Annotated in this window: 12 protein-coding genes; 6 read left to right on the top strand and 6 right to left on the bottom strand. The window is 73.3% G+C overall.

Features of this window, described 5'->3' with window-relative positions:
• The first annotated feature begins 130 nt into the window (after positions 1–130).
• The 6 genes from G7070_RS04935 (at position 131) to G7070_RS04910 (ending at position 7,164) form a co-directional block, all read left to right on the top strand.
• Positions 131–625: a heme-binding beta-barrel domain-containing protein gene (locus G7070_RS04935; RefSeq protein WP_166232436.1), complete on the top strand. Its 495-nt coding sequence runs from the start codon at positions 131–133 to the stop codon at positions 623–625.
• Positions 622–1,539, top strand: a complete 918-nt coding sequence (locus tag G7070_RS04930) for a CAF17-like 4Fe-4S cluster assembly/insertion protein YgfZ (RefSeq protein ID WP_166232434.1) — start codon at positions 622–624, stop codon at positions 1,537–1,539. Before G7070_RS04935 ends, G7070_RS04930 begins: the two co-directional genes overlap by 4 nt.
• A gap of 186 nt (positions 1,540–1,725) precedes the next feature.
• Positions 1,726–2,286: a hypothetical protein gene (locus G7070_RS04925; protein WP_166232432.1), complete on the top strand. Its 561-nt coding sequence runs from the start codon at positions 1,726–1,728 to the stop codon at positions 2,284–2,286.
• Between the two features lie 123 nt (positions 2,287–2,409).
• On the top strand, positions 2,410–5,349 hold the full coding sequence (locus tag G7070_RS04920) for a PIG-L family deacetylase (RefSeq protein ID WP_431977921.1): 2,940 nt from the start codon (positions 2,410–2,412) through the stop codon (positions 5,347–5,349).
• A gap of 212 nt (positions 5,350–5,561) precedes the next feature.
• Positions 5,562–5,954, top strand: a complete 393-nt coding sequence (locus G7070_RS04915; RefSeq protein WP_166232428.1) for a hypothetical protein — start codon at positions 5,562–5,564, stop codon at positions 5,952–5,954.
• Positions 5,955–6,042: 88 nt separating this feature from the next.
• The gene (locus G7070_RS04910) at positions 6,043–7,164 is read left to right on the top strand and encodes a YcjF family protein (RefSeq protein ID WP_246227353.1); all 1,122 of its coding nucleotides are present in this window, start codon (positions 6,043–6,045) and stop codon (positions 7,162–7,164) included.
• Between the two features lie 48 nt (positions 7,165–7,212).
• Here the strand turns inward: G7070_RS04910 and G7070_RS04905 are convergent, their stop codons facing one another.
• From G7070_RS04905 to G7070_RS04880, 6 genes are all read right to left on the bottom strand, one after another.
• Positions 7,213–8,202 (bottom strand): Gfo/Idh/MocA family protein, encoded by a 990-nt coding sequence (locus tag G7070_RS04905; RefSeq protein ID WP_166232426.1) that lies wholly within the window; start codon positions 8,200–8,202, stop codon positions 7,213–7,215.
• 127 nt (positions 8,203–8,329) lie between these two features.
• Positions 8,330–8,719: an OmpA family protein gene (locus G7070_RS04900; RefSeq protein WP_166232424.1), complete on the bottom strand. Its 390-nt coding sequence runs from the start codon at positions 8,717–8,719 to the stop codon at positions 8,330–8,332.
• Positions 8,677–9,492: a hypothetical protein gene (locus G7070_RS04895; protein ID WP_166232422.1), complete on the bottom strand. Its 816-nt coding sequence runs from the start codon at positions 9,490–9,492 to the stop codon at positions 8,677–8,679. The genes G7070_RS04900 and G7070_RS04895 overlap by 43 nt, the downstream gene beginning before the upstream one ends.
• Before the next feature lie 55 nt (positions 9,493–9,547).
• Positions 9,548–10,600, bottom strand: a complete 1,053-nt coding sequence (locus tag G7070_RS04890) for a sensor histidine kinase (RefSeq protein WP_166232420.1) — start codon at positions 10,598–10,600, stop codon at positions 9,548–9,550.
• Position 10,601: 1 nt separating this feature from the next.
• On the bottom strand, positions 10,602–11,327 hold the full coding sequence (locus G7070_RS04885; protein WP_166232418.1) for a response regulator transcription factor: 726 nt from the start codon (positions 11,325–11,327) through the stop codon (positions 10,602–10,604).
• Entirely contained in the window at positions 11,317–11,961 is a 645-nt protein-coding gene (locus tag G7070_RS04880) for a hypothetical protein (RefSeq protein ID WP_166232416.1), read from the bottom strand. Before G7070_RS04880 ends, G7070_RS04885 begins: the two co-directional genes overlap by 11 nt.
• Between the last annotated feature and the right edge of the window lie 174 nt (positions 11,962–12,135).

The raw sequence follows: 12,135 nt of genomic DNA, 5'->3' as shown, positions 1-12,135 counted from the left end.
GAACCGCGTTCCGGGCCGCGGTCGGGCGGTGGGCGTCGGAGACCCTGAGCGCACGGTTCCGGCGGGGTGGGGAAGGAACGGGGACCGGCTAGCGTTGGGATGCACGAGAGACAACCTCAGGAGGCGTCCCATGTTCGAGATCCCCACCGACCTCAACCCCGACCTGGTCGGCCTGGCCTGGCTGCGCGGCCGCTGGGAGGGCAAGGGGTACCGCGAGTGGCCGGGCGAGGACAAGATCGAGTTCGGCGCCCAGGTGGACTTCGTCGACAACGGCGGCGACTACCTGCACTACCTCGCCCAGTTCTTCACCCTGGACGCCGAGGGCCGCCCGGAGCGCCCCCTCACGATCGAGACCGGGTTCTGGCGGGCCACCAAGGACGCCCAGGTCGACGTGGTGATGTGCAGCCCCGACGGCTACGCCGAGATCTGGTACGGCCCGCTGCAGCCCGGACGCATCGACCTGACCACCGACGCGGTCGTCCGTTCGCCGCTGGCGACCGTCGAGTACACCGCCGGACGCCGCCTGTACGGCCTCGTGGACGGCAACCTGATGTACAGCTTCGACCGCGCCACCACCGACGAGGCGCTGCGCCCGTACATGTGGGCGACGCTCACCCGGGCATGAGCGCGGTCCGGCACACCGAGGGTCCCGACGCCGGGGCGGTGTGGCACTACGGCGACCCGCTCGGGGAGCAGCGGCGGCTCGAGGCCGGCCGCGCCCGCGTCGACGCGTCGCACCGGCCGATCTTCACGGTGTCGGGCGCCGACCGCCTGACGTGGCTGCACGCCGTCACCAGCCAGGCGTTCGAGGGCCTGGCGCCCGGCGTCCGGGTCACGGCGTTCGTCCTCGACCCCCAGGGGCACGTCGAGCACGTCTTCGGCGGGGTCGACGACGGTGACACGTTCTGGGCCGACACCGAACCCGGACGCCTCGAGCCGCTGCTGGGCTACCTGCAGCGCATGGTGTTCGCCTCCCGGGTGACCGTCGCGGACGCCTCCGCGGACTGGGCGCTCCTGCTGGACGCCGCCGCGCCCCGCCGGGTGCCGCGCGCGGACCTGGAGGCGGAACTGGGCGACGAGCGCGCGGGCACGTGGGCGTCCGAGGCGGTGCGGATCGCCGCGGGGCAGCCGCGGATCTTCCTCGACACCGACGAGAAGACCATCCCCAACGAGTTGGCGAACCCCGACGGCGACCTGCTCGGTCCGGCCGTCCACCTGCAGAAGGGCTGCTACCGCGGCCAGGAGACGGTCGCGCGCGTCCACACGCTCGGGCGTCCGCCGCGCCGGCTGACGCTGCTGCACCTCGACGGCTCGGAGGAGCGACTCCCCGAGGTCGGCGACGACGTGCTGGCCGGCGACCGGGTCGTCGGGCGGATGGGCACCTCGGCCGTCCATCACGACCTGGGCCCGATCGGGCTGGCGCTGATCAAGCGCAACACCCCCCTCGACGCGCCCTTGACCGTCGCCGGGATCGCGGCCGCCCAGGAGGTGCTGGTCGACCCCGAGGTCGGCCTGCACGTCCGGCCCAAGCTGCGCTGAGCACGGGCGGCTCGCTGCCTGACCGCGGGGCGGGCCGGCCCGGGGCGGGACTCATTCGCCCGCTCGGTGATTCGGGCTCGCAGCCGAACGGGTGCGCGCCGAAGCGGGCGGAGCGACCGGTGCGGGCACAGGGCGCGGCGCGCCGGATGCCTGCGGCGGGCGCGGAACGGTGAGAAGGTGAGCGCCATGACCACCGTGCGGACGCTGCGGCGCCGGCTCCTGGACGCCACCGGCGTCCTGCTCGGCAACGAGCTGCCGGACGCCCACCTCAACCGGCTCGGCGAGGAGTGCGCGTTCTACGTCACCTCCCCCGACGGACTCGTGCGGACGCTGGGCTACCGCGTCGTGCGGCAGGGCGGCCACCTCGCGGTCGCCGTCCGTTTCGCCACCTGGGCGCCCGACCGCTTCTTCGACGAGGGCTCGCGCGCCGCGGGATGGTCCGTCTCCCGGCACGAGCCGGCGCTGGACCGTGACCTGGTCACGCAGGTCTGGCGCGCCGACCCGGCGCCGTACCCCACCTGGCGCAGGCTGAGCTGGTCCTGGGGGCCCGGAACGAGCTGGTGTGCAGGGGACCGGCGGCCGAGGACCTGGCGGTCGAACTGCTGCCGGGCTGGGCCGTGCGGCGTTGGCAGGCATGGCTGGAGCGCCGCCCGCTCGGGGCTCCCTCCCGCTGACTCGACGGCACCGAATGCGCGCCGGCGCAGGGCTTTTGTCCAGTTCCGACGCTACGGAGGTCAAGGCTTCTAGCACGATTCCCCTTGTCGGGCAATGACCCGCGGGGGGGAGGGGTGCCCCTCTCCTTATATCCGCGCGCGCGCGTCCCTAACCTGAGAGTCCGCCCGTGATCGCCCACGGGTGGAGAAGGACACAATGAGACTCGTCGAAGACGCGATGGAACGCGCCCGCAGGGGCCTACGACCCATCGTGGCAGTAATGCTTTGCCTGTTCATGGTCACGTTCGGTGCCATCATCGCCCCCACGGCGGACGCTGCCGATGAGTGTGTCGGGGGTGCGTTGCTCTTCAGCGCGCATCCGGACGACGATCTCATCTTCATGAGTCCCGACCTGTTGCACGACGTCCGGGGATCGTCGTGCGTGAGGACGGTGTACGTCACCGCGGGCGATGCCGCGCTCGGCGAGACCTACTGGTCCGGCCGCGAGGCGGGCGTCGAGGCCGCCTATGCGACGATGCTCGGCGTCCCGAACGTCTGGGTGCCCACCGTGCGCCAGGTGGCCGGCCGCACGCTGGTCTCGCGCGCGCTGCAGGGGACCCCCCGGATCGAGTTGACGTTCCTCCGCCTCCCCGACGGCCTGGACGGGAAGGGGTCCCCCGTCACGGGAGGGGTCAGCATCCAGGAGCTGTTCACCGGCGCGGCATCGACCATCAGGTCGGTGGACGGGAAGAACAGTTACACCCTCGACGCGCTGGTGACCACGATGAAGTCGCTCATCGCGACCGCTCGTCCCGCCGTCATCCGGACTCACGGCAACACCGGCATCATCGCCCCCTACGACGACCACTTCGCCACCGCGTCCCTCGTGCAGCGGGCCGCGCTCGCCGAGGACGCGATCGAGCGTGTCATCGGTTACCGCGGGTACGAGGTGCTGGAGGCACCGGAGAACGTCGCCGGGGCCGACCTCCAGGCCAAGCGCGCCGCGCTGGCCGCCTATGGGGCGCACGATCCCGAGTTCTGTGCGGGCACGTGTCCGAACCCCACCGCCGAGCAGTGGATCCGACGCCAGGTCGGTCTGTCCTATCTTCCGGAGGCGCCGGTGCGGCGCTGGTGGAACGGGCAGGCGAAGGACTGGATCGACGTGGCTGATCACGTCTCGCAGCCCTCGCCGTCCCAGTTGCGTGACGCCGGGATGGAGTTGAACGATGCGGCGCCCTTCTACGTCCCGATGCGGAGCGGCTCGGGCAGGGTCGCGATCAACCGGTGGTGGAGCGCTGGGGACGGCGACTGGGTCGACGCCCTGGACGACCCGGCGATCAACGCCAACATGACCCGTTTCGGCTACGTGGGCAAGGCGTTCCAGTACTACGTGTACACCGCCGCCGGCTCGGGCCGCGTGGCCCTGAACCGCTGGTTCCACGCCGGGGATCGTGACTGGCTGACGCTGCCGGCGAACGTGTTCACGGACGCACAGCTGACGTCCTGGGGATACACCTCCAAGGCGGTCCTGGGTTACGTGCGGATCTCGCCGACGCCCACCCCCACGCCCACGCCCACGCCGACGCCGACCGCGACGCCCACGCCGACGCCGACACCGACCCCGACCCCGACGCCGACCGCGACGCCGACGCCTACCGCGACGCCGACGCCCACGCCGACCGCGACGCCGACGCCGACCGCGACGCCCACGCCGACCGCGACGCCCACGCCGACCGCGACGCCCACGCCGACCGCGACGCCCACGCCGACCGCGACGCCCACGCCCACCCCGACCCCGACGCCCACCGGCCCGGCGATCACGCCAGGAGCTCAGAGTGCCCCGACCGTCGTGCGGCGGTGGCTCCAGGCCAGGGACGGAGACTGGGTCACGGTTCCCGACCACGGGTCCCAGCCGGACTCCGCGCAACTGACAGCGTCCGGGCACATCAGCGGATCGGCGCCCCAGTACGGCGCCTACCTCATCGCGACACCCGGGGCGGGGATGGTCCGCATCAACCGGTGGTGGCACGAGGGTGACCGGGACTGGGTCGACGTGCGCGACGATCTCACCACCGACGAGTCCATGGAACGGTTCGGGTACTCGGACAAGGTCTTCCAGTTCTACATCTACTCGGGGCCGGGGACCGGACGTGTCGGCGTCCACCGCTGGTTCAACGCCGACGACACCGACTGGATCACCCTGCGCGACGGAGAGATCGCCGACGCCCAGCTGCGCTCGTGGGGCTACAGCGAGAAGACCCTTCTGGGCTACGGAACGGCCACGATCGGCGTCGGACAGGGGTACTACAAGTCCACCGGGCAGAAGACCGACATCCTGCCGCGCCAGTCGCAGAACGGGGCGTACCCCCACACCCTCAGCGCGGTGGACGTGAACCCTCAGCTGGATCCGGCCATCAACCAGGGACGTCGCTATCTCGCGTACTCGGGCTACAACCTGTGCTCGGGCGTCCGGCTCGCCCGGGCGGATTCGCTCGACGCGGCCTCCTGGACCGTGGACCCCGTCAAGGCGGCCTTCCCCAACGGGGAACCGTGCCGGTGGGCGTCCGCGGTGCGTGACGGGGACCGGGTGGCGCTCGTCGTCAACGAGAACTGGGATGTGAACATCACGGGGCAGGTCTCCGTCGACGGCCTCAACGGCACCCGGTTCACCCCGGCGGTGGATCTCGTGTACGAGCCCGGCTTCCGCAACGGCAACCCGACCTTGTTCCGGGACCCGCACACGGGCACCTTCCACCTCTACTGGTACCGGGTGAACCGCGGAGTGTTCGAGATCAGGACCAAGTCCGCGGCGACCTTCGAGGGCCTGGGGGCGAACCCGCGCGACATCGGAACGCTCATCGCGTACTCGCCCGAGATCACCGCTGCGCCGTCCATGTTCCGGCTGGGCAACACCTACTACCTCACGGTGGAGACGTACGAGCGGGGTGCCTACCGGTCGCGTGCTCTCACGGGAGCCAAGCCCGACGGCGTGTTCTACGAGGTGCCGGAGAACCCCATCTACGGGGTCGGCGACGCGTGTGTCTTCCAGCACCCCGAAGGCGCCACCTTGAACAACCCCCTGTGTCACCAGTCCGACTCCACCGACGACGACACGTGGGGCCAGAACTACCGCGCCGGTGACATGGCAGGTCGCTAGGGGGTCGTGATGGACAAACGCCTGTGGTTCGCGGGGGAGGTGCCGTGGCCGTTGCGGGCGGCGCGGCGTGGTTGTTCCTGGGCCCGCTGGCGGGGACCCCCGACCCGCCGGCCCTCCCGTCGCCGACGACGCTCCCGTCACCGACGGGGGGCGCGCCGTCGGGGTCGCCATCCGCGCCGGAGAGCCCCGGTTCACCCACGACCGAGGCCCCCGTGCCCTCCGAACCGTCCTCGCCGTCGCCCACGTCCGGAGCAGAGGATCCGCTGCCCGGCCCGAAACCCTCGGTCGAGCCGACAGGAGCCAACCCGAGGCTCCCGACCGTCGACCGGGCGATCCGCCTCGAGGCCACGGCCGCGGGACGCGGGACGGTCACCTGGGGGCAGATCGAGGGGCCCTTCCAGAGCGCCACCTTCACGGGAACCTGGAGCCGGACGCTGGAGACGGTCCAGTTCGATTCGTCGATCCTCGTCGTCGTGGAACCGGCCGGCGCACCCGCGAAACTGGGATGTCGCATCGTGGTCGACGGCACGGAGGTGGCGGCGCGCACGACGGCCGGCGACGCCACGATCACGCGCTGCTCGGCCAACACCCGGCTGGGAGGCTAGGGCCCGGTACGGCCGTGCGGGGCACGCCGGGGCGCACTCAGGGGTGTCCGCCATGGGGCGCGGGGGCGGCTGTGCCTAGGCTGAGCCTGTGACGCAGTTCTTCACCGAGTCGTTCCGGTCCGAGTTCGACAAGCAGGCCTCCATGATGGGGCGGTTCAACCTGGGGGTCTTCGGCAAGACCGGGGTGGGCAAGTCCACCCTGATCAACGCCGTGTTCGGCGAGGAGGTCGCCGCCACCGGCATCGGCGAACCCGTGACCAAGGACTCCCACCTCTACGTCGGCGTCCAGGGCACGCTGGGTCTGATCGACACCCGCGGCATCGAGATCGGCCGCGACGACCGGACGCTGGTCAAGGAGATCCGGACGTTCGTCACCAACCAGCGCAAGCTGCCGCTGACCGAGCAGATGCACGCTGCCTGGTACTGCGTCCGCGCGCTGGACCGCCGGTTCGAGGAGGCCGAGGCCGAGGTGATCCGGACGCTGGCCGACCTCGAGGTGCCGGTGATGCTGGTGTTCACCCAGGTGCCGGTCCGCGACGGGGCCGTCCACCCGGACGCCGCGGCGCTCGCCGACCACGTCGCCTCCCTGGACCTGCCCATCGTCGGCGGCCGCCCGTTCATGACCTACGCGATGAGGGACTCGTTCACGGGTCAGCCGGCCTACGGCTTGATGGAGCTGTTGAACGCCACCTTTCTGGTTGTCCCAGATGCGGTCCACGCTGCCCTCGCGGCCGCGCAGAAGATCGATCTGGACCTCAAGGCGCGACAGGCGAACCGGACCATAGGCGCGTCCGTGGCCGGCGCCGCCGCCGCGGCCGCGGTCCCGATCCCGTTCAGCTCCGCCGCCGTGCTGGTGCCGATCCAACTCGCGATGATGGCCCGGATCGCGCAGCTGTACAGCGTGCCGTTCGACCGGGCCGCCCTGCTGGCGATCGCGTCCACGTCGATCGCCACGACCGCCGGGCGCTCGGCCGTGACGGGGCTGTTGCAGCTCATCCCGGGCGCGGGCACCGTCGCGGGTGGCGCGATCAACGCGTCGGTGGCGTCCGGCTTCACCCTCGCCATGGGGCAGGCGTGGCTCGCCGTGTGCCAGCGCGTGGCGGCCGGCCAGCTCGGACGCCTGGGCGAGGCCCTCGATTCCGACGCCGTGAAGCAGCTCTTCGAGGAGGAGTTCCGCAAGCGCGCACCGCGCGTCCGCAAGGACGGCTGAGCGTCCCGCCCCGTCGCGTCCGCCCGACCGCTGAGCGAGGTGGGAAGGTCAGACGAAGCGGATGCCGTGCTCGGCGCGGTAGCCGGCCAGGACCGTGTCGACGACCGTGGCGGTGCGCAGGGCGGTGGCGCCCGTGCTGACCGGGGTGGAGCCGCGTCCGGTGAGGTGGTCGACGATCTGCTGGATCAGCGGCTGCTGCACCACGTCGGGGTAGGGGGCCTCGATGGTGGTGGTGGTCGCGCCGCGCGTGAGCTGCAGCGGCTCGGTCCCGAAGGACGACAGGCGCAGCGTCCCGGCCGTGCCGCCGATCTCGATCAGGTCCTCGACGCCGTCGGAGGCGAAATCCCACGACCCGGTGCCGGTGATGTCGCCGATCCGGAAGGACGCCGCCACCGACGTCTCCGCCGAGCCGGGGCCGGCCAGCGGGTGGGTCGCCACCCCGTGCACGTCGCCCAGCGGCCCGAGGGCGTGGTCGAGCCAGTCCAGCGTGTGCGAGGCCAGGTCCACGAACAGCCCGCCGCCGGCGACCGCCGGGTCGAGCCGCCAGGGCAGGGCGGCGTCCTGCGCGGCCGGGCGGCGCAGCCGCACCGTGACGGTCCGCAGCTCGCCCAGGTCGGCGTGCGCCACCTCGGCGGCCTGCACGAAGCGCGGCATGGCGCGGCGGTAGTACGCGACGAACAAGGGCGCGTGGGCGGAGGCGGACGCGTCGATCATCGCCCGGCACTCGGCGGCGGTGCGGGCCATCGGCTTCTCGACGTAGACGGGCTTGCCGGCGCGGGCGACCCGGATGGCGTAGTCGGCGTGCGAGTCCGGCGGCGTGGCCACGTAGACGGCGTCCACCTCGGGGTCGTGGATGAGGGCGTCCGCGTCGGAGTACCAGCGCGGCACGCCGTGCCGGGCCGCGTAGTCCTGCGCCATCCCAGGCGAGCGTCGCATCACGGCGACGAGTTCCGAACCCGCGGCCCGCTGGAAGCCTGGTCCGCTCTTGGCCTCGGTGACGTCGCCGACGCCGATGATCCCCCACCGCACGGTGTCCATGTCGCCAGCCAACCACGCCGGGGAAGGCGGCGCGCCGGGGCGTCCACCACGCGGCGGTGCCTCGCAGCCTGTGCGACGCCGTGGTCGGTCGCCACGACCGCCCCGCTCGCCGCCCGGTCGCCGGGACTCAGACCCGGACGAAGACCTCCACCCGGCGGTTGAGCTGGCGACCCGCCGGGTTGTCCTTGCCGTTCAGCTCGTTCGGCGCGACGGGCCGCGCCTCGCCGTACCCGCGGGCGGTGAGCGCGGTGCTGACGCCGCGCTCCTTGAGCGCGTCGACGACCGAGTCGGCCCGGCGCTGGGACAGGTCCTGGTTGTGGGCGTCGGTGCCGATCGCGTCGGTGTGGCCGCTCACCTCGGCGTCGGTGGCGGTCACCGACGTCATGGCGGTGCCGAGGTCGTCCAGCACCCCTGCGGCGTCCGGGCGGATGTCGGACTTGTCGAAGTCGAACAGGACGCCGTCGGCGAGCGTGATCACGAAGCCGCAGATGTCCTGCTTGGGCAGTACCTGCTCCACGGGCGGGAACGCACCCATCGGGGGACCGGCGGGAGCGGGTCGGCGGGGACGTCACCGGAGAAGGACCCGGACACCACCGTCGCGGTGCCGGCGCCGTCGTTGCTGATGCTGATCCGCGGGTCGACGTAGGTGCCCGAGCCGTCCGCCTCCACGGAGAGCGAGACGGGGCCGCCGACGTAGCTGCCGGAGCCGTCGCCGTTGTTGGTGATGGAGCCCAGCGGGCCGACGTAGGTCCCCGCGCCGCGGCCGTCGAGGCTGATCGAGGTCTCGCCGTCGACGTAGGTACCCGAGCCGTCGCCCTCGTGGGTGATGGAGAGCTTCCCCGACACGTAGGTGCCCCCGCCCTGGCCGTCGCGGGTGATGGACTCGCTGCCCGTCACGGACGTCTCCGAGCCGTCGGCGCCCTTGGTGTAGCTCCCGTCGGGTCCGACGTAGGACCCCGACCCGTCGCCGTAGAGCACCAGCGAGGAGTCGGCGGTGACGTGGGTGCCGTCGGCGGCGCACTGCACGGCGGTCACGGTCACGCCGGGCAGGTCGGGCAGGTCGGAGACGAGCCGGTCCCGGGTCAGCCGGCCGGCCTCGGTCAGGACGGCGGTGTCGGGCAGCGGGAACAGCGGCACCGGCGGGAACTGGCCCGGCGCGTACCCCGGCACCACCTGTCCCGGGTCGACGGACGTCGCGGTGGGGGACGCCGACGGCGTCGCGGCGGAGGGCGGCGCGGCAGGCGGTGGCGGCGCGCTGCTGGTTGGGCCGGGGTCGCCGGCCACGCTCACGGTGCAGCCCGCCAGGGCGAGCGCCGTGACGAGGGCGAGGGGAGGGTCAGGCGGTTCATGCGGGCTTCTCCTGGGGGCGGGGTCCGGCGTCGGCCGGAGCGGGGGTGGAAGGGGTGGTCGTGGGCGCGGCGTCCCGGGTGGCGGGGGCGGACTGCGGGAGCCAGAAGCCGGCCGAGGTGCCGGTGCCGACGCGCGACCGTAGCGCCACCCGCCCCCCGTGCCGCTGCACGACGGAGCGGACCAGCGCCAGGCCGAGGCCCTGCCCGGCGACGCCGCGGGCGGTGGACGCACGCGACAGCTCGTCCCAGACGCCGGCCACCTCGGCGTCCGGGATGCCGGAGCCGGTGTCGGCCACCTCGACCGAGACGCCGCCGGAGGACTCGGCGGCCCGGATCTCGATCCGGTCGCCCGGGCGGGTGTACTTGACGGCGTTGTCGACCAGGTTGTGCACGGCGAGGTAGAGCAGGTCGTGATCCGCGGTCACGTGCGGCAGCGGCCAGGGGGCCTGCGGCAACGCCAGCGTCCAGTGCCGGGAGGCGCCGGCTGCGGTGCCCTGCGCCTCGTCGTGCACGAGGCGCAGCAGGCCCGCGAGGTCGACGCTCTCCAGGTCGAGCTCGCGGTGCTCCACGTCGGTGATCTTGCGCAGGCTCTGCAGGAGGGCGGCGAACCGCCCCGACTGGGTGGCGATCGTCTCCAGCGCCTCGGACGCCTCCGCGGAGCCAGCCTGGGCCGCCCGCAGCCGGCCCAGCGCCAGGTCGGTCGCCATCACCGGGTTCTTGAGCTCGTGGTCGATGCGTCCCAGCAGCCGTGCGCGCTCAGCGGTGAGGCGCTGCTCGACGCTGCTGCGGGCCGCCGCCTCCCGGGCCTCGGCCCGGGCGGTGAGTTCCGCGCGCTGCCCGGCCAGGGCGGCGTCGTGGCGGCGTCCGACGCGTCGCCACCAGCCGGGGACGACGCCCACGACGATCACGAGCATCGTGAGCAGCGCGGTCACCAGCGCCGGGTTGGCCGCGACGTTGACCGTGATGCCCGGCGTCAGCCACCACGTGAGCAGGGTGACCGCGCCCCCGACGAGGCCGGCGACGACGGCGAACCGGGCGGGGCCGGGCACGTCAGCGCCCGTCCGCGACGTCGGCGACGAAGCGGTAACCCGAGCCCGGCACCGTCTGGATCCAGCGGGGACTCGCGGCGTCCTCGCCCAGAACGCGGCGCAGTTCGGCGATCCGGTGGTCGACGGCCCGGGTCCCGATCAGGTCGTCGAACCCCCACACCACCTCCAGCAGGCGCTGCCGGGTGAGGAGTTCGTCGGGGTGCGTCATCAGGTAGTCCAGCAGCGCCAGCGCCTTCGGCGTCACGACCAGTTCGCGGCCCGCCAGGTGGGCGCGTCGCCCGACCCGATCCCAGGTGAGCGGGCCGGCGGTCAGGGTGGACGCGCTGGCGAGCGTGGGGCGCCCGGGGCGGCTGCGGCGCAGCACGGCACGCACCCGCGAGACGAGCTCGCCCGCGTCGAAGGGCTTGTTGAGGTAGTCGTCGGCGCCCTCGTCCAGCGCGCGGGCCCGCTCGGACGCCTCGCCGACCGAGGTCAGCAGGACGACGGGGACCGCCGAGCCAGACGCGCGCACGCGCCGCAGCACCTCGCGGCCGTCGAGGCCGGGCATCATGACGTCGAGCACGACGATGTCGGTGCCGCCGGCGGCGAGCCGGTCGAGCGCCGCGGCGCCGTCGGCGGCGACGGTCACGGCGAAGCCCTCGCGGCTCAGCAGCGGCGCGAGCCCGCCCGTGATCGCCTCGTCGTCGTCGACCAGGAGGAGCCGGACGGGCGCCGCGTCATGCGACATAGCCGTCGCCGAGCACCGCGTAGGACTCCTCGGCGGGGCTGCACTCGCCGGCCACCGCCTTCGACTGGAAGGTCACGGTGCGGGCGCCGGTCACGACGGCGTCCACCGCGACCGCGCCGGGGTCGTCGGAGTCCAGCTGCACGTTCTGGACCGGCTTGCCGTCGACGAGCACCAGCGTGTGCACGACCAGGCCGGCGGGGGCGTCGGCGCGCAGCCCGAGCTGGCCGTGCAGCTTCCTGTACTTGCCGCCGAGCGCCAGGGTCACCTCGTCGGTGGTGCCGTCGCACCCGACCCACAGCGAGGTCGAGTTCGGGAACGTGGTCGTGGTGCCCTTGATCTGCGTGGAGGTGGCGTCGGCCCGGCGGGTCGCGGAGTCGACCAGCCCGTGCGTCCAGGTGCGCGCCTCGGCCGGCGCCGTCGCGGGGGCGGACGGGGCCGAGGTGGCCGGTGCCGACGGGGCGGAGGTGGCCGGCGCGGACGGGGCGGAGGTGGCCGGCGCGGACGGGGCGGAGGTGGCCGGCGCGGGCGCCGTCCCGGCGGGTCCGGCGGCGGTCGGGGCGGGGCCGCCGACGCTGACGGTGCAGCCGGTGAGGAGGGCGAGCGCGAGGGTGGGGAGCGCCAGTCGGGTGATCATGCGGTGGGGGCCTTTCGCTGTCGTTGAAAGCGACGCTAATGCACCGGCCCGTCGCGGGGGTCCCGCGTCCGTCGCGGGGTTGTCGCAGTCCTGCGACACCCGCTGCGGCCGACGCTGGGCGGCCTCAGGGCAGGGGCTGCCGGCCGCCCGCGGCGCGAGAAAATCAACGATCGC

Origin of the sequence: Propioniciclava coleopterorum (assembly GCF_011393335.1) — a bacterium.
Classification (GTDB): domain Bacteria; phylum Actinomycetota; class Actinomycetes; order Propionibacteriales; family Propionibacteriaceae; genus Propioniciclava; species Propioniciclava coleopterorum.
Note: the sequence above shows the minus strand (reverse complement) of the source record. Positions and strands in the feature narration are given on the sequence as shown.

Coding starts and splice junctions, on each gene's coding strand:
- G7070_RS04935 (WP_166232436.1), top strand. CDS start 131: ATGTTCGAGATCCCCACCGACCTCAACCCCGACCTGGTCGGCCTGGCC.
- G7070_RS04930 (WP_166232434.1), top strand. CDS start 622: ATGAGCGCGGTCCGGCACACCGAGGGTCCCGACGCCGGGGCGGTGTGG.
- G7070_RS04925 (WP_166232432.1), top strand. CDS start 1,726: ATGACCACCGTGCGGACGCTGCGGCGCCGGCTCCTGGACGCCACCGGC.
- G7070_RS04920 (WP_431977921.1), top strand. CDS start 2,410: ATGAGACTCGTCGAAGACGCGATGGAACGCGCCCGCAGGGGCCTACGA.
- G7070_RS04905 (WP_166232426.1), bottom strand. CDS start 8,202: ATGGACACCGTGCGGTGGGGGATCATCGGCGTCGGCGACGTCACCGAG.
- G7070_RS04885 (WP_166232418.1), bottom strand. CDS start 11,327: ATGTCGCATGACGCGGCGCCCGTCCGGCTCCTCCTGGTCGACGACGAC.
- G7070_RS04880 (WP_166232416.1), bottom strand. CDS start 11,961: ATGATCACCCGACTGGCGCTCCCCACCCTCGCGCTCGCCCTCCTCACC.